The following is a 19424-nucleotide window of genomic DNA, read 5'->3' as shown; positions in this document are numbered from 1 at the left end:
GGGGCCTGGCACAGCTCCTGAAGTTAACTCGGTCAAATGTGGGAGCGGGCTTGCTCGCGAAAGCGGTGTATCAGTCGACATCAATGTTGAATGTCAGTCCGTCTTCGCGAGCAAGCCCGCTCCCACAATGGTCCCGGTTCATTCAGCAACCAGCGCGGGAGCCCACACCATTCAGCGTTGTTCGATTGGCACGAACTTGCGCTGTTCGACGCCGACGTATTCGGCGCTCGGGCGGATGATGCGGTTGTTGGCACGTTGTTCGAACACGTGCGCCGCCCAGCCGGTCAGGCGCGAGCAAACGAAGATCGGTGTGAACAACTTGGTCGGAATGCCCATGAAGTGGTACGTCGACGCGTGGTAGAAGTCGGCGTTCGGAAACAGTTTTTTCTGTTCCCACATGGTCTTGTCGATGGCTTCGGAAACCGGGAACAACACGGTGTCACCTACTTCGTCAGCGAGTTTTTTCGACCAGCCCTTGATCACCTCGTTGCGCGGATCGTTGTCCTTATAAATCGCGTGACCGAAGCCCATGATCTTGTCCTTGCGCTCGAGCATGCCGAGGGTGCCTTTGATCGCCTCTTCCGGCGAGCTGAAGCGCTCGATCATTTCCATCGCCGCTTCGTTGGCGCCGCCGTGCAGCGGACCGCGCAGCGAGCCAATGGCGGCCGTGACGCAGGAATACATGTCCGACAGGGTCGAGGCGCAAACCCGTGCGGTGAAGGTCGAGGCGTTGAACTCGTGTTCCGCGTAGAGGATCAGCGAAACGTTCATCACTTTGACGTGCAACTCGCTCGGCTTCTTGTCGTGCAGCAGGTGCAGGAAGTGGCCGCCGATGGATTGTTCGTCGCTCACGCAACTGATGCGTTTGCCGTCGTGGCTGAAGCGATACCAGTAGCACATGATCGCCGGGAACGCGGCCAGCAAACGGTCAGTCACGTCGTGTTGCTCGGAGAAATCTTTCTCCGGTTCGATGTTGCCCAGAAACGAGCAACCGGTGCGCATCACGTCCATCGGGTGGGCGTCGGCGGGGATGCGTTCCAGCACTTCTTTCAGCGCTTGCGGCAGGTCGCGCAGCTTGCCCAGTTTGCTGATGTAAGCGGCGAGTTGGGTTTTGGTCGGCAGTTCACCGTAAAGCAGCAGGTAGGCTACTTCTTCGAACTGTGCGTCAGCCGCCAGTTCGCGAACGTCGTAGCCACGATAGGTCAGGCCCGCGCCCGACTGGCCCACGGTGGACAGTGCGGTTTGCCCGGCAACCTGGCCACGGAGCCCGGCGCCACTGAGTACTTTTGCTTCGGCCATTGCTGTCTCCAATCTTGAATTTGTTAGGGAATCGGCAAGTTCTAAAACGGTTATCCCACTTTCGTAGCAGCTGTCGAGCTTGCGAGGCTGCGTTCGGCTGCGAAGCAGTCGTAAAACCTGCTTACGCGATCGCCTGGCTTGGCGAGTCCTTCGGCCTCGAACGCAGCCTCGCGCTGCTCGGCAGCTGCTACATAAACCTCTACTTCTTCGCGGCAAACAACGCATCGAGCTTCTGCTCGAAGGTGTGGTAGTCGATGCGATCGTAAAGCTCCATGCGGGTCTGCATGGTGTCGATGACGTTCTGTTGCGTGCCGTCGCGGCGGATCGCGGTGTAGACGTTTTCCGCGGCTTTGTTCATCGCGCGGAACGCCGACAGCGGGTACAGCACCAGCGATACATCGGCAGCGGCGAGTTGCTCGGTGGTGTACAGCGGCGTCGCGCCGAATTCGGTGATGTTGGCCAGGATCGGCGCTTTCACGCGGTTGGCGAACAGCTTGTACATGTCCAGTTCGGTGATGGCTTCCGGGAAGATCATGTCGGCGCCAGCCTCGATGCACGCCGCGGCACGATCCAGCGCAGATTCCAGACCTTCCACCGCGAGGGCGTCGGTGCGGGCCATGATCACGAAGCTGTCATCGGTGCGCGCATCGACGGCTGCCTTGATCCGATCGACCATTTCCTGCAGGGACACGATCTCTTTATTAGGACGGTGACCGCAGCGCTTGGCGCCGACCTGGTCTTCGATGTGAATCGCCGCCGCGCCGAACTTGATCATCGACTTGACGGTACGCGCCACGTTGAACGCCGAGGAACCGAAACCGGTGTCCACGTCCACCAGCAGCGGCAGGTCGCAGACGTCAGTGATGCGGCGCACGTCGGTCAGCACGTCATCCAGGCCGGTGATGCCCAGGTCCGGCACGCCGAGGGAGCCGGCAGCCACCCCGCCACCCGACAGATAAATAGCCTTGAAACCGGCGCGCTTTGCCAGCAGCGCGTGATTGGCGTTGATCGCGCCGACCACTTGCAGCGGATGTTCGCTGGCGACCGCATCGCGGAAACGCTGGCCTGGAGTGCTCTTGTTGGAACTCATGACTCACCTCGTTCAGTGGCTGTCTGGTGTGTGCCGTCCTGGTAGTGACGGGCGATATTGCGTTTGGAGGCGCCGATATGGCGACGCATCAACAACTCGGCTAGCTCACCGTCACGGTCGGCGATGGCGTCGAGAATTCGGTGGTGCTCGGCAAAAGCCTGACGCGGGCGATTGGGTGTGGTGGAAAACTGGATGCGGTACATGCGCACCAGTTGATAGAGCTCGCCGCAGAGCATCTGCGTCAGGGTGCGGTTGCCGCTGCCCTGGATGATTCGGTAATGGAAGTCGAAATCGCCTTCCTGCTGGTAGTAGCCGACACCGGCCTGAAACGCCGCATCGCGCTCATGGGTTTCGAGGACCCGGCGCAGTTCGTCGATTTCTTCGAGGGTCATGCGTTCGGCCGCCAGACGGCAGGCCATGCCTTCGAGGGATTCGCGGATTTCGTAGAGTTCCAGCAGCTCGGCGTGGCTTAGCGACACCACCCGTGCCCCGACGTGCGGCACGCGAACCAGCAGGCGCTGGCCTTCCAGACGGTGGATCGCCTCGCGCAGCGGCCCGCGGCTGATGCCATAGGTGCGCGCCAGTTCCGGCTCGGAGATCTTGCTGCCCGGGGCGATCTCGCCCTTGACGATGGCCGCCTGAATGCGCCGGAAGACGTTCTCGGACAGTGTCTCCGAATCGTCTTGGGCTATTACCGGGGGATCGAGTTGATCCAGCATATTGTCGACACCTTGAAAGCTGATGCCGCAAAAACTAGCGAATACAGACCTTTTAGTCAAAGGATAAATAGGTATTGTCGACAATCGTCTAATAACCGACTGCACCAGAACGACGCAGTCCTTCTGTTTATAGCCGCCTCCCGGCGGTGGCGCCATAAAACCACCGTGCTAGAATGCCGGCCGCATTTGTTTGTGACATCTGCACTGCTTGTCATAAACAGTTGATAGGCATACGAGGGAGCTTGCGCAGCGATGCCAGGGCCTTGAATAGAAGTACGGACCGCTGCGCACCAGGATTTATGAGACTCAAGCCCTTCCCCACCTTCCTTTATCTTCTTTGCCTGCCGGGTTTCGCCGCGGCGGGGGAAAAGACTGTTTACGGCCTCAACGAGTACGCCTCCCTGGACGGCATCGACCTGGAAGTCGCCGCCAAACTCGACACCGGGGCGAAAACCGCGTCCCTGAGTGCCCGTGACATCAAACGCTTCAAACGCAATGGCGAATCCTGGGTGCGCTTCTATCTGGCGATCGACGCTGCGCACTCGCACCCGATCGAACGGCCACTGGCCCGCGTCAGCAAGATCAAGCGCCGGGCCGGCGACTACGACCCGGAAGAGGGCAAGAAGTACACCGCCCGTCCGGTGATCGAGCTGGATATCTGCATGGGGTCGGCTTTACGCAGTATCGAAGTGAACTTGACCGACCGCAGCGCCTTCCAATACCCGCTGCTGATCGGCTCCGAAGCGCTGAAACGCTTCGATGCGCTGGTTGACCCCAGTCTTAAATACGCTGCTGGCAAACCCGCCTGCGCCACCGACGCTCATACCGCAGAGTAATTCCAATGCGCTCTCTTACCCTCCACCTGAAATTCCTGATCGCCATCCTGGTGGTGCTGGGTATTTCAGTCACGGCCTATCAGATCTTCGTGCTCGGCATCCCCGTGACCGAAGACGCCACCGACGACTTGTGGAACATCGACGCCAAAGTCGAGTTCGTCGCCAGTACCAAGGACCCGGTCAAGATCCAGATGTTCGTGCCGCCGCTGAGCCGCGATTACGTCAGCCTCAACGAGAGTTTCATTTCCAATAACTACGGCGTGGCCGTGAACCGTGCCGACGGCAACCGCAAAGTCACCTGGTCGGCACGTCGGGCCAAGGGCAATCAGACCCTTTATTACCGCCTGGTGCTGACCAAGCGCTACACCGGTGAAAAATCCAAGATCAAAGGCCCGACCTTCCGCGACAGCATCGCCGTCGAAGGCGCGGAAAAAGTCGCCGCCGAAGCCCTGCTCGCACCGATCCGCCAGCACTCGGCCGACGTCGAAACCTTCATCGGCGAAGCCATCAAGCGTGTCAACAACCTTAGTGACGACAATGTGAAACTGCTGCTGGGTGGCGATCCATCCAGCGCGAACAAAGCCAAAATCGTCGAGCTGGTACTGTCCATAGCCCACGTGCCGGTAGAAAAGGTCCACACCATTCGCCTGGTGGCCGACCAACCGCAAATACCTGAACTCTGGCTGCGCAGCTTCAACGGCACCGACTGGCTGTACTTCAACCCGGAAACCGGCGAACAGGGCCTGCCGACCGACCGCCTGCTGTGGTGGACCGGCGACGAAAACCTGATCACTGTCGATGGCGGCAAGAAAGCCAACGTGACCTTCAGCCTGAACAACAGCGAAATGAACGCCATTCGCCTGGCCAAGCTGACCGACGAAAACACCGACGCCAACTTCCTCGAATACTCGCTGTACGGCCTGCCGCTACAAACCCAGCAGACGTTCATGATCATGGTGATGATCCCGATCGGCGTACTGGTGATTTTGATCCTGCGCAACCTGATCGGCATTCAGACTCTCGGCACCTTTACTCCGGTGCTGATCGCGCTGGCGTTCCGGGAAACCCAGCTCGGCTTCGGTATTGTGCTGTTTACCATCATCACGGCGCTGGGCCTGTCGCTGCGCTCCTACCTTGAGCACTTGAAGCTGCAAATGCTGCCGAGGCTGTCCGTGGTGCTGACCTTCGTGGTGGTGCTGATCGCGACCATCAGCCTGCTCAGCCATAAACTCGGCCTGGAACGCGGGTTGTCGGTAGCGCTGTTCCCGATGGTGATTCTGACCATGACCATCGAACGCCTGTCGATTACCTGGGAAGAACGCGGTTCCGGCCATGCCATGAAAGTGGCGATCGGTACGCTGTTCGCGGCGTCCCTGGCGCACCTGATCATGACCGTGCCGGAGCTGATTTACTTCGTGTTTACCTTCCCGGCGATCCTGCTGATCCTGGTGGGCTTCATGCTGGCGATGGGGCGTTATCGCGGCTACCGCCTGACCGAACTGGTGCGCTTCAAGGCGTTCCTGAAGAAGGCTGACGCCTGATGTTCGGCTTCTGGAAGACCTGGAAGGCCCTGGAAGCCCGGGGCATCATGGGGATCAATCGGCGTAACGCAGACTACGTGCTCAAGTACAACAAGCGCAGTCTGTACCCGATTGTCGATGACAAGATCATCACCAAGGAACGCGCCATCGCCGCCGGCATTCATGTGCCGCAAATGTATGGCGTGATCTCCACCGAAAAAGAAATCGACAACCTCGACGAGATCATCGGCGGGCGCAACGACTTCGTGATCAAACCGGCCCAGGGCGCCGGCGGTGACGGCATCATTGTGGTTGCCGACCGGTTCGAGGGGCGCTATCGCACAGTGTCCGGCAAGATCATCGACCATGAGGAACTCGAGCACCATATCTCCAGCATCCTCACCGGCCTGTATTCCCTGGGCGGGCACCGTGACCGCGCGCTGATCGAATACCGGGTGATCCCGGACCAGATTTTCAAAAGCATCAGCTATGAAGGCGTGCCGGACATTCGCATCATCGTGCTGATGGGTTACCCGGTCATGGCTATGCTGCGCTTGCCGACGCGCCAGTCCGGCGGCAAGGCCAACCTGCACCAGGGCGCCATCGGCGTCGGCGTGGACTTGGCCACCGGCCTGACCCTGCGCGGCACCTGGCTGAACAACATCATCGCCAAACACCCGGACACCACCAACGCAGTGGATGGCGTGCAACTGCCCTACTGGGACGGTTTCATGAAACTTGCCGCGGGCTGCTATGAGCTGTGCGGGCTGGGTTATATCGGTGTCGACATGGTGCTGGATCAGGAGAAAGGGCCGCTGATTCTTGAGCTCAACGCCCGGCCTGGGCTGAACATTCAGATTGCCAATGATTGCGGGCTGACGTTGCGCACCCATGCGGTTGAAGCGCGGCTGGAAGAGTTGAAGGCTCGCGGGGTTGTTGAGACGGTGCAGGAACGGGTTGAGTTTGTTCAGGAAATGTTTGGGCATATTCCTGCGGTTGAGGGCTGATCCCGTACTGAGGTGCGCCCTTCGCGAGCAGGCTCGCTCCCACATTTGATCTTCTGTGCGACATAGATCCAGTGTGGGAGCGAGCCTGCTCGCGAAGACTGACTGACAGTCACCGAAGCTCTCAACCTGCCAATCCCCTCTAGGAGCAATTCCCCGAGGAGACTACAATCGCCACCCCCGCCTCGATGGCTGATCTGCCCCGCCCATGTTGACCTGTTCCGTACACCCGCTCCCCTATCGCGCCAACCCCGCCGAGTACTTCGCGGCGATTCGTCATGCCCCCGGTGCCGTGCTGCTCGACAGTGGCCGGCCGAGTGCCGAGCGTGGACGTTATGACCTGCTCAGTGCCTGGCCACTGGAGCAAATAGCGGTATTGCCTGACGAAAGTGGCAGCGATTTCCTGCAACGCCTTCGCGACAATCTGACACGACTCGGTGAAGCGGCTGTTCCTTACGATTTGCCCTTCGCTGGCGGCCTCATCGGTTACCTGAGCTACGACTTCGGTCGGCATCTGGAAAACCTGCCCAGTCAGGCGCAGGACGATCTGCAACTACCCGATGCACGTTTCGGACTGTACGACTGGGCGCTGATCAGCGATCACCAACTGAGTACAAGTCAGTTGGTCTTCCATCCATCGCTAATCGACAGCGAACGTCAGCGCCTGATCGCACTGTTCAGTGAGCCTACGGCTGAAGCAGTCGAGTCTTTCACGTTGAAAGCCCCGATGAAGGCCGACCTGAGCGCTGACGAATATCGCCACGCACTCGAACGCATTCAGCAGTACATCCAGGCCGGCGACTGTTACCAGGTCAACTTCGCCCAACGCTTCCGAGCTCAGTGCCAGGGCGATCCATGGGCCGCGTATTGTGCGCTACGGGCGGCGTGCCCGACGCCGTTTTCCGGCTTTCAGAGTCTGCCCGACGGCGGCGCGGTGTTGAGCCTGTCGCCAGAACGTTTCGTCAAAGTCAGCGAACGCCATGTGGAAACCCGCCCGATCAAAGGCACCCGCCCTCGCGGACTGACCGCTGCCGAAGATGCGGCAAACGCCGCCGAACTGCTGGCCAGCCCCAAGGACCGCGCAGAAAACCTGATGATCGTCGACTTGCTGCGCAATGACCTCGGCCGGACTTGCCGTATCGGTTCGGTGCGGGTCCCGGAGTTGTTCAGCCTGGAAAGCTACCCGAACGTGCATCACCTGGTGAGCAGCGTCACCGGAGAACTGGCGGATGACCGGGATGCACTGGACCTGATCGCTGGCAGCTTCCCTGGCGGCTCGATTACCGGCGCACCGAAGATTCGCGCGATGCAGATCATCGACGAGCTGGAGCCGACGCGTCGCGGGTTGTACTGCGGGTCTTTGTTGTATCTGGACGTGCGCGGCGAGATGGACAGTTCGATTGCCATTCGCAGTTTGCTGGTCAAGGATGGGCAGGTGTGTTGCTGGGGCGGTGGCGGGATCGTCGCGGATTCAGAGTGGCAGGCCGAGTATCAGGAATCGATTACCAAGGTAAAAGTACTGCTCGATACCCTTCAAAACCTGTAGGAGCTGCCGCAGGCTGCGATCTTTTGATGTTAAGAAGCAAGATCAAAAGATCGCAGCCTGCGGCAGCTCCTACAGGGATCGGGTTTACAGACTTAGGGCCCGATTCGAAGCCTTGATGAATTCCTGCTTCAGCTCTTCAAAGCTGTGCACCGCCGGGAACTGCGGAAACTCGCGAATCACATTGTCCGGTGCATGGAACAGAATCCCCGCATCCGCCTCACCCAGCATCGTGGTGTCATTGTAGGAATCCCCCGCCGCGATCACCCGGTAGTAAAGGCTCTTGAAGGCCAAAACCGACTGGCGCTTGGGATCTTTCTGACGCAATTGATAGCTCGTCACCCGACCGGAATCGTCAGTAATCAGACGATGGCAAAGCAAGGTCGGGAAGCCCAGTTGACGCATCAACGGCTGGGAGAACTCGTAGAACGTGTCCGACAGAATCACCACCTGAAAGCGCTCACGCAGCCAGTTGACGAACTCGATGGCGCCGTCGAGAGGCTTGAGCGTGGCGATCACTTCCTGGATGTCAGTGAGTTTCAAGCCGTGCTCGTCGAGGATCCGCAGACGCTGCTTCATCAGCACGTCGTAGTCGGGGATGTCCCGGGTGGTAGCCCTGAGGGATTCGATCCCGGTTTTTTCGGCGAAGGCGATCCAGATTTCCGGGACCAGTACACCTTCAAGATCCAGACAGGCAATTTCCACAAGACACTCCCATTTGTATTGATTATTGAGTCGAGCGAGCCAAAAGACTGCCGAACTCTAGCGACTCAGGCTGACCGGTGCAACGCATAGGGCGCGCCAGTCGCTGCAGGATTTTGTTACCATCTGACCTATATAGAGCGCCCAGCGCCACTGACCTGTAGGAAGCCGCCCTGATGAGCCCATCGTTCGATGTCGTGGAACTCGCCACGACCTATGCCAACAAATCCGCCCAGGACATCCTGAAACTCGCGTTCGCCGAGTTTGGCGATGACCTGTGGATATCTTTCAGCGGCGCCGAAGACGTGGTGCTGGTGGACATGGCCTGGAAGCTGAACAAGAACGTCAAAGTGTTCAGCCTCGACACCGGCCGCTTGCACCCCGAGACCTACCGCTTCATCGATCAGGTGCGCGAGCACTACAAGATCGACATCGAACTGGTGTCGCCGGACTACACCAAGCTCGAACCTTTCGTGAAGGAAAAGGGCCTGTTCAGTTTCTACAAGGACGGCCATGGCGAATGCTGCGGCATCCGCAAGATCGAGCCGCTGCGTCGCAAGCTCTCGGGAGTGACGGCCTGGGCCACCGGCCAGCGTCGGGATCAGAGCCCTGGAACACGCAGCGCCGTCGCGGTGCTGGAAATCGACACCGCGTTCTCCACCCCGGAACGCACCCTGTACAAATTCAACCCGCTCGCGCAAATGACCAGTGAAGAGATCTGGGGTTACATCCGCATGCTGGAGCTGCCGTACAACAGCCTGCATGAGCGCGGGTTCATCAGCATCGGCTGCGAACCGTGCACCCGTCCGGTGTTGCCGAACCAGCACGAGCGCGAAGGTCGTTGGTGGTGGGAAGAAGCGACGCAGAAAGAATGCGGGCTGCATGCGGGCAACATCATCAGCAAATCCAAGGCATAACCCCCCGGCCTTGTGAGATCCAAATGTGGGAGCGGGCTTGCTCGCGAAAGCGGACTGACATTCAACATAGATGTCGAATGTGAAGGCCTCTTCGCGAGCAAGCCCGCTCCCACAGGTTCGATGTTCACCCAAATAAATGTGTACACACGAATGTCACCATAAGTGCCATTTGTGTGTGCACTTTTTATTTCAGCGCCCCAAAAAGTTACACGCCCCTGCCCTGACTTCCTCAGTCGACCTTTCGTACACATCCCGCTTAAAAATAAATACCTGTTCAAACAGTCAATTTATATCGCCTTTATTTCAGATACTTATCGAAAACAGATAACAAAACGAAATTAACAGTGAAATTCATAGATCGCTGACTGGCATGGATCTGGCTTAAGTGCATACATGTTTTGTATACAATCCCATCAAAACATACACACACTTTAGATCCGCAAGCCTGAAGCGCCCTATCCCGTACAGGCTGCAGATGCCCCGTAACCAATGATGCTGACTGCCCGCGACGAAGATTTGTCGAGCCAACGCTCATGCACAGTCATCGCGACGCCAAGCTCGGAGCCTGCCGGAATGCGTACTAGCCTCTCCAATAACAACATCGCGCTGGATCTGCCCTCCTTCCCACCCACTTCAACCCCTCACGACCAAACGTTTCAAGAACCTGTCGTACTCAGCCCCCGCCTGCACAACAAGGACCTGGCGCCGACCAAGGCCGAAGGTCGACGCTGGGGCCGCTATAGCATCTTCGCCCTGTGGACCAACGACGTTCACAACATCGCCAATTACTCCTTCGCCATCGGGCTGTATGCCCTCGGACTGGGTGGCTGGCAAATCCTGCTGTCCCTGGGGATCGGTGCGGCGTTGGTCTATTGCTTCATGAACCTCTCCGGTTACATGGGACAAAAGACCGGCGTGCCGTTTCCTGTCATCAGCCGGATCAGTTTCGGCATTCACGGGGCGCAGATTCCTGCATTGATCCGCGCCGTTATCGCCATCGCCTGGTTCGGGATTCAGACATACCTCGCCTCGGTGGTCTTTCGCGTACTGCTGACAGCGGTTCATCCCGGCTTCGCCGACTATGACCACAACTCGATCCTCGGCCTATCGAGCCTGGGCTGGGTGTGTTTTGTGGCTATCTGGTTCGTGCAACTGGCGATCCTCGCCTACGGCATGGAGATGGTTAGACGTTACGAGGCGTTCGCCGGGCCAGTGATTCTGCTGACCGTCGCCGCCCTCGCCGGGTGGATGTACTTTCAGGCCAATGCGACCATCGCCTGGTCGATCCGCGAACCGCTGACTGGCGGTGAGATGTGGCGCAACATCTTTGCCGGTGGTGCGTTGTGGCTGTCGATCTACGGCACGCTGATCCTCAACTTCTGCGACTTCGCCCGCTCTTCGCCGTGCCGCAAGACCATCAAGGTCGGCAATTTCTGGGGCCTGCCGGTGAATATTCTGGTGTTCGCCAGCATCACCGTCCTGCTCTGCGGCGCGCAATTTCAGATCAATGGACGGATCATCGAAAGCCCGACCGAGATCATTGCCTCGATTCCCAACACCTTCTTTCTGGTGCTCGGCTGCCTGGCCTTCCTGATCGTCACCGTGGCGGTGAACATCATGGCCAACTTCGTCGCCCCGGCCTTCGTGCTGAGCAACCTGGCGCCCAAATACCTGACGTTCCGCCGCGCCGGGCTGATCAGCGCGACCATCGCGGTGCTGATCCTGCCGTGGAACCTCTACAACAGCCCGCTGGTGATCGTGTATTTCCTGTCCGGCCTCGGCGCCCTGCTCGGCCCGTTGTACGGCGTGATCATGGTCGACTACTGGCTCGTACGAAAAGGTCAGGTCAACGTGCCGCAGTTGTACAGCGAAGACCCCAATGGCGCCTATTACTACAGCCGCGGAGTCAATTTACGCGCCGTCGCGGCGTTCATTCCTGCCGCGCTGATCGCCATTGTCCTGGCGCTGGTACCGGGCTTCGACAGCGTGTCGCCCTTCTCCTGGCTGATTGGGGCCGGGATTGCCGGGATGCTCTATCTGATCATCGCCAAACGGCAGCCTTATTACGCAGACGTCAGCGGTGAAGCCATCGCTGTCGATAACGTCAGCCATTAATCCCTTGGCGGCCCGGCACCGTCGGGCCGCAGAACCACCCGCTATAAGGACTTCCCATGCGAATTCTCGTGGTCAACGTCAACACCACCGAGTCCATCACCCAGGCCATCGCACGTTCGGCTCAGTCCGTGGCCGCGCCGGGCACGGAAATCATTGGCCTGACGCCCTACTTCGGCGCTGACTCCATCGAAGGCAATTTCGAAAGTTACCTGGCCGCCATCGCGGTGATGGACCGGGTGATGTCCTACGACCAACCCTTCGACGCCGTGATCCAGGCCGGTTACGGCGAACACGGCCGCGAAGGTTTGCAGGAGTTGCTCAACGTGCCGGTTGTGGACATCACCGATGCGGCGGCCAGCACCGCCATGTTCCTCGGCCATGCCTACTCGGTGGTCACTACGCTGGACCGCACCGTGCCGCTGATCGAGGATCGCCTAAAACTGTCCGGACTCTGGGACCGCTGCGCGTCGGTGCGCGCCAGTGGTTTGGCGGTACTGGAACTGGAATCCGATCCTGAACGTGCACTGGAGGCAATTATTCGTCAGGCGGAATTGGCCGTGCTTGAAGACAAGGCCGAGGTGATTTGCCTGGGCTGCGGCGGCATGGCCGGGCTGGATGAACAGATTCGTCAGCGCACCGGGGTTCCGGTGGTGGATGGTGTGACGGCGGCGGTGACGATTGCCGAGTCGTTGGTGCGGTTGGGCTTGTCGACGTCCAAAGTGCGGACTTATGCGACGCCGCGGCCGAAGAAAATTATCGGCTGGCCGGGGCGTTTCGGGCAGTAGACCGCGTTATCGTTCATCGCGAGCAGGCTCGCTCCCACAATGGGTCTGTGTCGTTCACAAATCCAATGTGGGAGCGAGCCTGCTCGCGAAGGCCGCGCCTCGGTTTTGAGGCTGGCTCAGAGCGCACTAAACCGCTGCCCCAACCCCTGCTCCGCAAACTGCTCAATGACGAAATCCACAAACGCCCGGGTCTTGCCGGGCAGCAGTTTGTGCTCCGCGTAATAGATTGAAATGTTGCCATCGTCGACATACCAGTCCGGCAGCACCCGCTGCAAGGTCCCGGCCTCCAGATAGCCCACGGCAAACGGCATGCTCACCAGCGCAATACCCAACCCTTGGGCGGCCGTGGCGCAGGCCGCCTCCGAATCACTCATGGTCATCCGCGCCTTGAGCGTCAGCGGGCTGTGTTGCTGGGTGCGACTGGTCAATTGCCAGGAACGTACACGCCCCGTCTGCGGCGATCGAATCAGGATGCCATCGTGATGCTTCAGGTCATCGGGCTCGGCAATCACCTCACGCCCTTCAAGATAGTCGGCTGACGCGACAAGCACCCGATGGGCCGGTGTCAGCTTGCGCGCCACCACCCCCTGCGGCAGCTCGAATCCCCCACCAATCGCCGCATCGAAACCCTGAGCGATCAGATCGACCTGACGGTTATCGAAATGCCAGTCCGGGTTGATCGCCGGAAAACGCCGTAGAAACTCCCCGAGCAACGGCACGACATACAACCGCCCGAACACCGTGCCCATGCTGACCTTCAACGTCCCCGCGGGCAGCCCCTCGGCGCTGGCCAGATTGGCCACGGCATTCTGGATCGTGTGAAGACTGGAACTCACTTCGCCAAGAAACCGATGACCCGCTTCAGTGAGCGTCAGGCTGCGAGTGCTGCGCTGAAACAGCCGCACACCCAGCCGCGCCTCAAGTTTGGCGACGCTCTTGCCCACCGCCGCCGGGGTCAGACTCAGGCGGCGCGCGGCTTCGGCGAAGCTGCCGACCTCGGCACTGCGCACGAAGCATTCGATACTGCTGAAGGTTTCCATAAGCGTCACTATAAACTTCTGGTTTACACAGACTATCGCAATTACCGTCTACACAGCCGGTAATCCTGAATCGATACTAGGCTCCATCAACCGAGACATGTCGCCTCGGGACTTTGGAGATCGATATGACTACTCAGAACCTCAGCGGCAAAGTGGCTTTGATTCAAGGCGGATCCCGCGGTATCGGCGCTGCCATTGTCAAACGCCTGGCTGCTGAAGGCGCGACAGTCGCCTTCACCTACGTCAGCTCCACGGCCAAAGCCGAAGAATTGCAAAACAGCATCACCGGTAACGGCGGCAAAGCCCTCGCCATCAAGGCTGACAGCGCCGACGCCGAGGCCATCCGCAACGCCGTAAGCGCCACTGTAAAAGCCTTTGGTCGCTTGGACATTCTGGTCAACAACGCTGGTGTGCTGGCCGTTGCACCGCTGGAAGATTTCAAACTCGAAGACTTCGACCAGACCCTCGCAATCAACGTGCGCAGCGTATTCATCGCCACCCAGGCCGCAGCCAAACACATGACCGAAGGCGGTCGCATCGTCAACATCGGCAGCACCAACGCCGACCGCATGCCCTTCGCCGGTGGTGGCCCGTACGCCATGAGCAAATCGGCGCTGGTCGGCCTGACCAAAGGCCTGGCGCGCGACCTCGGTCCGCGCGGCATCACCATCAACAACGTGCAACCGGGCCCGGTCGACACTGACATGAACCCGGCCAGTGGCGATTTCGCCGAAAGCCTGATCCCGTTGATGGCGGTGGGTCGTTACGGCAAAGCGGAAGAAATCGCCAGCTTCGTCGCCTACCTCGTCGGTCCGGAAGCCGGCTACATCACCGGTGCCAGCCTGACCATCGACGGTGGTTTCGGCGCCTGATGTCCTGAATCACGCATAAAAAAACGCCGGCAACCCTGACCAGGTTGCCGGCGTTTTCATTTATGCAGCTTTAAGCCCATTCGAGCGCTGGCAAACCGCAAGCGCTCGGCTTGAACGCTTTCAGCGTACGAAGAATGCCATCTGCGTGTGCGTATTTTTCGTCAGCCATCGCCGCATCCGGGATCGCAATCGCCGTCATCCCCGCCGCTTTCGCTGCCGTGACACCGAACGGCGAATCCTCGAACACCAGGCAATCCTCAGGCGCGACACCCAGGCGCCGCGCCGCCGTGAGGAAGATGTCCGGCGCCGGTTTGGCCGCGCCGACTTCCGGGTCATCGGCCGTCACGATGAAATCGAACAGCGCGAACCAGTCGCGGTGCAAGGTGGTTTTCTGGCCGAACGACTGACGCGAAGAACTGGTGCCCACCGCGATCGGAATGTTGTTGGCCTTCAGATGCCGAACCAGCTCCTGTGCGCCAGGCATCGCCAGCGCTGTAGGAAAACGCTCGCGCATCAGCGGTTCGCGGATCACCAGAAACTCTTCGGCGGTGATCGGCAGGTCCAGCGCCTCGACCACATAACGCGCCAGATCACCCGCGCCACGACCGATGATGTTCTGCTTGACGCTCCAGTCGAAGACCCGACCGTAACGCGCGGCAATCATGGACGTGACCTCGGTGTAAATGCCCTCGGTGTCCAGCAACAAGCCGTCCATATCGAAAATCACGGCCTTGATCGGGCCGAATTCATTCAGCGGTGCATTCATCGCATCTGATCCGTTTTCTAATGACATCCCAGAGGCGGCTCAGGTACGGCCGGGTCCGCGATCGATTAAAGGATTCAGCAGCATAGCGAGCGCGGCGGGCATAGGGCAACGGGCAATGCCTGATCGGTACTAAAACCTGCGCCGAAGTGCTGTTCGTCATTTAGCGATTTTCCCTACACCAAACACTTACTTTCCCGACTTCTTTCCCCGCCGATCCCCCGCAAAGTCTCGCGCTCTGAATTGATCCGCGCGAGGGACTGCGAATGTTCATACCTGACAACCTCCTGGCCTTGAACAACACCATCGGGCTGCTGGTGGTCGCCGCCATGGACCCTGAACAGCCGGATGTCGAAGCGCTGCTGGGTGATTTTCGACTGTGCCTGAACGACTACGACGCCTGGGCGGAAAGCTTCTGGACCGGTAGGGCACTGGATGTCGAGCAAGTATTCAAGGTCGGCAACGAAGTCCGTCTAAGCGCGCCGAAGCATTCGACCACGCCTGTCAGTGCGACTGTCGCCGCGTGCCAGGCCAGCGGTCCGTTGACCCTGGTGCATATGTTTGAGGCGGCGCGTTTCGTGCCAATCGGCAATACGCCGGTGATGCTTGAACCGTTAATTTCCGAGGTGACGGGTGAACAGACGTTTGGCGAGCCGATCTACAACGAGATCGGCCCCAGCGGCATCCTGGAAATCCCCGATTGCCAGCGCGGCCAGCGTTATCGCATCACCTTCTTTCCCGATGTATCCGCTGATCACGTCAAAGCACTTTTCGCTTCCTATCAGGACGTCATCGGCGAGCTGGAAGGTTGGTTGCGCAACGAATGGACGACCGAGTTTGAGCCAGCGTGGGCCGGGTTCTCCCAGGCCGATTTCATCAAGCGCTACGGCATGCTGCAACGGGCCGACTGGCGCGGCTTCGAGAACTCGCTGAACGGTTTGTGGGATGACGTAAAACAGATTTACGCCATGATCGCGGACCTGCAGGCCAACAGCGAAAAACTCCTCGAATACCTGACCCATACCGAGATTGAAACGCTGCTGAACGCCTCGGCGGAGTCCATCGCCAAGGTGTTGCTGATGCTGAGCGACGAGCCGTTGATGTTCATTCATCTCGCGGCGTTCACCAGTTGGCTGAGGATGCTGCCGCCGCAGTACATCGCCGAAGTCGTGGCGGAAATTCGTACGGAGATATTGATCAGTTTCCTGCTCATGTGCCTCACCAGTCCTGCAGGACTGGAATTGCGTCTGAGTGAGAAGGTGCTGTCCAGGATCAAGTCCCCGCAGACCCGGCAATGGCTGGCGGCCGCCAGTTTGCGATTGGCTGAGCTCACCGCCAAGTCCGACCTGACAGCCCACGCTGGCGCGCTCAAACCGCTGATGGTCAATGCCCGGAATGCACCGATCAATCCTGCGCCCGCCGTGTCGTTGCAAATCACCGCGGGTATTGCGCCGGTTTTGTTGGTGAAGAATCCGGTGGCCATTGCTCGCGACAAGTCTGAAGCCATGACCAGGATTGGCAGGCAGGAACATCGCGACGATGCCCCGGATCAAGCGAAAAACCCCAACGGTGACAGCGCCGATTGCGGACCGTTGACCTGTACCAATGGCTGTCCGGTATCGATGGTCACGGGCGAAGAACTGCTCACCCTGACCGATGGTTCGCTGGACGGGATTTTGCCGTTCGACTTCATCCGGCTCTATCGCACCAGTGCGGTGGAGATCGATTGCGGGCTCGGATTCGGCTGGAGTCACTCCCTCGCCCATCACCTGGAAATCGATGGCGACACCGTCATCTGGATCGACCACGAAAACCGTCGTACGACCTTTCCGCAACCGAATATTGAGCGCCCGACGATTCACAACAGCCTGTCGCGGGCAGCGATTTATCTCGGCGATGAACCCGAAGAACTGATCCTCGCCCTGGCTGGCGAAAAAGCGCGGTTCTTCCACTTTCGTGCAGGACATCTGACGGCTATCAGCGATGCCTATGGCAATCGGCTGACAGTGCAGCGGGACACTTCTGACAGGATCAAACGCCTCGATAACGGCGTAGGGCGTTCCCTTCTGTTGCGCTATGAGCGCCGGCACATGGTCGCCGTCGAGTATCAGCGTTTTCATCCGGCCGACACTCTGGAAGACACCTGGCGTACCGAGCAGACGCTGGTTGCCTATCGGTACGACGCTTGTCATCGCTTGATCGAAGCGACCAATGCCGCCGGTGAAAGCGAACGCTACGACTACGACGATCAGCACGTGATTCTGCAGCGGCAGTTGGCCGGTGGGGCGAGTTTCTTCTGGGAGTGGGAACGTGCCGGCAAGGCGGCCCGGTGCGTGCGGCATTGGGCGACTTTTTCGCAGATGGACACGCGTTATGTCTGGGACGACAACGGCAGTGTGCTGGTTAAAAACGCCGACGGTAGCGAAGAGGTTTACGTCCATGACGACAGGGCGCGACTGGTGCGCAAGGTCGAGCTGGATGGTGGCGAACACCTCAAGGCTTACGACAACAACGGTCGGTTGCTTGCCGAGCAGGATCCGCTCGGCGCCGTCACCGAATACCGTTACGACGAAGTCGGACGGCTTATCGCGCTGATTCCGCCGGAAGACGAACCGACGGCCTACGAGTATCGCAACGGTTTCCTGCACGCACGGTACCGCGGTAAAGCGGTGTGGAAATATCAGCGTAATGCCCAGGGTGACGTCACCGAAGCGACCGACCCTGACGGTCATGTCAGCCACTATCACTACGACGAAAAAGGCCAGCTGCTGTCGATCCGCTACCCGGACAACAGCCGGCATGTGTTCGTTTGGAATGGCTTGGGGCAGTTGATTGAAGAAACGCTGCCGGACGGTGGTGTGCGGCGGTTTTCCTACGACGCACTGGGGCGGCAGATTACCCGCCAGGACGAATACGATGCCGTTACCCAGTACCAATGGGATGCCGTTGGCCGACTGATCCAGACGACGCTTCCCACAGGCGTCAGCCGCGCGTTCAGCTACAACGCCTACGGCAAGATCACCGCCGAACGCGATGAACTGGGCCGCGTCACCCGCTACGAATACCTCGACGACCTGCACCTGGTCAGCCGCCGCATCAATGCCGACGGCACCCAGCTGAAGTACCGCTACGACAACGCCCAGCTGCTGCTCACGGAAATCGAAAACGAATCCGGCGAAAAATATCTCCTGGACTACACGCCCAATGGCTTGATCCGACAGGAAACCGGATTCGACGGCCAACGCACGGCGTACGCCTACGACCTCAACGGACAGCTGCTGGAGAAAACCGAGTTTGGCGAGGACGGTTCGCAGCGGGTGACGGCGTACCAGCGGGATTCGGCCGGACGCCTGCTGGTCAAAACCCTGCCCGACGGTATCAAGGTTGAATACCGCTACGACAGCCTCGGCCGGTTGGTCAGCGTCGACGACGGCCACGACCATCCGCTGGAGTTCGAATACGACCAGCAGGACCGGCTGATCACCGAGCATCAGGGCTGGGGCACGCTGCGCTATGGCTATGACGCCTGCGGTCAACTTAATCGCCTGCGCCTGCCGGACAACAGCAAACTCGACTACCACCACGCCAAGGGCGGTGCGCTGACGGCCATCGACCTCAACGGCAGCCGATTGACGTCGCATACCTTCTTCGCCGGTCGCGAACTAAACCGCCAACAAGGCCTGTTGCTCAGCGATTATCAGTATGACGACCAGGGCCGTCTGAAAGCCCACGCTGTCAGCCAACACCTCCAACCGCTGTATCGCCGCGACTATGCCTACAGCACCAACGGCAACCTCGACTACATTGCCGACACGCGACACGGCCAACGCAGCTACCAATACGATCCACTCGACCGCCTGATCCGCGTTCGCCACTCCCGCGATCAACAACCGGAAAGCTTCGCCCACGACCCGGCGGGCAACCTGCTGATGCAGGATCGTCCCGGCCCGACCACCGTCAAAGGCAATCGCCTGCTGATGCAAGGCGATCGCCATTACGACTACGACGCCTTTGGCAACCTGATCCGCGAGCGCCGTGGCACCGGGCAAAAACTGATCACCGAGTACCGCTACGACTGCCAACATCGGCTGATCGGCGCCACCCTGCCCAACGGCAGCCAGGCGACCTACCGCTACGACGCCTTCGGCCGCCGCATCAGCAAAACCGTCGTAGCTCAAACTCAGCTACTGGCAATCCGGAACCCGACTTTGAGCGTCAC

The 19424-nt window shown here is 59.5% G+C and carries 14 protein-coding genes and 1 pseudogene; 9 read left to right on the top strand and 6 right to left on the bottom strand.

The features are described 5' to 3' along the window. Positions 1-171: 171 nt before the first annotated feature. From prpC to ASC74_RS22525, 3 genes are all read right to left on the bottom strand, one after another. Positions 172-1299 (bottom strand): bifunctional 2-methylcitrate synthase/citrate synthase, encoded by a 1128-nt coding sequence (prpC, locus tag ASC74_RS22535; protein WP_056744199.1) that lies wholly within the window; start codon positions 1297-1299, stop codon positions 172-174. A 199-nt stretch (positions 1300-1498) separates the two neighbouring features. Then, a complete protein-coding gene (prpB, locus tag ASC74_RS22530) occupies positions 1499-2389 on the bottom strand; it encodes a methylisocitrate lyase (RefSeq protein WP_010456549.1) in 891 nt (296 codons plus the stop codon). Next, a complete protein-coding gene (locus ASC74_RS22525; RefSeq protein ID WP_176471555.1) occupies positions 2386-3105 on the bottom strand; it encodes a GntR family transcriptional regulator in 720 nt (239 codons plus the stop codon). The genes prpB and ASC74_RS22525 overlap by 4 nt, the downstream gene beginning before the upstream one ends. A 302-nt stretch (positions 3106-3407) precedes the next feature. Between ASC74_RS22525 and rloA the strand changes: the two genes are divergently transcribed. The 4 genes from rloA (at position 3408) to pabB (ending at position 8014) form a co-directional block, all read left to right on the top strand. After that, entirely contained in the window at positions 3408-3944 is a 537-nt protein-coding gene (rloA, locus tag ASC74_RS22520; protein WP_046047911.1) for a retropepsin-like aspartic peptidase RloA, read from the top strand. 5 nt (positions 3945-3949) lie between these two features. Next, a complete protein-coding gene (gene rloB / locus ASC74_RS22515) occupies positions 3950-5485 on the top strand; it encodes an osmotic stress tolerance membrane protein RloB (protein ID WP_056744197.1) in 1536 nt (511 codons plus the stop codon). Beyond that, on the top strand, positions 5485-6471 hold the full coding sequence (locus ASC74_RS22510; protein ID WP_056744195.1) for an alpha-L-glutamate ligase-like protein: 987 nt from the start codon (positions 5485-5487) through the stop codon (positions 6469-6471). The genes rloB and ASC74_RS22510 overlap by 1 nt, the downstream gene beginning before the upstream one ends. 205 nt (positions 6472-6676) lie before the next feature. Beyond that, complete coding sequence (gene pabB / locus ASC74_RS22505) at positions 6677-8014, top strand: aminodeoxychorismate synthase component I (protein WP_056744193.1); 1338 nt, start codon at positions 6677-6679, stop codon at positions 8012-8014. 84 nt (positions 8015-8098) lie between these two features. Here the strand turns inward: pabB and thrH are convergent, their stop codons facing one another. Beyond that, the gene (gene thrH / locus ASC74_RS22500) at positions 8099-8716 is read right to left on the bottom strand and encodes a bifunctional phosphoserine phosphatase/homoserine phosphotransferase ThrH (protein ID WP_056744191.1); all 618 of its coding nucleotides are present in this window, start codon (positions 8714-8716) and stop codon (positions 8099-8101) included. 173 nt (positions 8717-8889) lie between these two features. Here thrH and ASC74_RS22495 point away from each other — a divergent pair, with 173 nt between their 5' ends. The 3 genes from ASC74_RS22495 (at position 8890) to ASC74_RS22485 (ending at position 12530) form a co-directional block, all read left to right on the top strand. Then, positions 8890-9630, top strand: coding sequence for a phosphoadenylyl-sulfate reductase (locus tag ASC74_RS22495; protein WP_008042297.1), 741 nt, complete (start codon positions 8890-8892; stop codon positions 9628-9630). Between the two features lie 573 nt (positions 9631-10203). Continuing rightward, on the top strand, positions 10204-11745 hold the full coding sequence (locus ASC74_RS22490) for an NCS1 family nucleobase:cation symporter-1 (protein ID WP_056744189.1): 1542 nt from the start codon (positions 10204-10206) through the stop codon (positions 11743-11745). Positions 11746-11801: 56 nt separating this feature from the next. Next, positions 11802-12530, top strand: a complete 729-nt coding sequence (locus ASC74_RS22485; protein ID WP_056744187.1) for an aspartate/glutamate racemase family protein — start codon at positions 11802-11804, stop codon at positions 12528-12530. Between the two features lie 116 nt (positions 12531-12646). On the opposite strand, the gene ASC74_RS22480 is transcribed toward ASC74_RS22485, so the two are convergent. After that, positions 12647-13570, bottom strand: coding sequence for a LysR family transcriptional regulator (locus ASC74_RS22480; RefSeq protein WP_056744185.1), 924 nt, complete (start codon positions 13568-13570; stop codon positions 12647-12649). A gap of 125 nt (positions 13571-13695) precedes the next feature. On the opposite strand from ASC74_RS22480, the gene ASC74_RS22475 reads away from it, so the two are divergent. Next, on the top strand, positions 13696-14442 hold the full coding sequence (locus tag ASC74_RS22475) for a 3-oxoacyl-ACP reductase family protein (RefSeq protein WP_056744182.1): 747 nt from the start codon (positions 13696-13698) through the stop codon (positions 14440-14442). A 70-nt stretch (positions 14443-14512) separates the two neighbouring features. Here the strand turns inward: ASC74_RS22475 and ASC74_RS22470 are convergent, their stop codons facing one another. Further along, complete coding sequence (locus ASC74_RS22470) at positions 14513-15208, bottom strand: HAD-IA family hydrolase (RefSeq protein WP_056744180.1); 696 nt, start codon at positions 15206-15208, stop codon at positions 14513-14515. A 263-nt stretch (positions 15209-15471) separates the two neighbouring features. Here ASC74_RS22470 and ASC74_RS22465 point away from each other — a divergent pair. Next, a pseudogene (locus ASC74_RS22465) lies at positions 15472-19424 on the top strand (DUF6531 domain-containing protein); the annotation flags it as partial.

This window comes from Pseudomonas sp. Root329, from assembly GCF_001424925.1.
Taxonomy (GTDB): domain Bacteria; phylum Pseudomonadota; class Gammaproteobacteria; order Pseudomonadales; family Pseudomonadaceae; genus Aquipseudomonas; species Aquipseudomonas arabinosi.
Note: the sequence above shows the minus strand (reverse complement) of the source record. Positions and strands in the feature narration are given on the sequence as shown.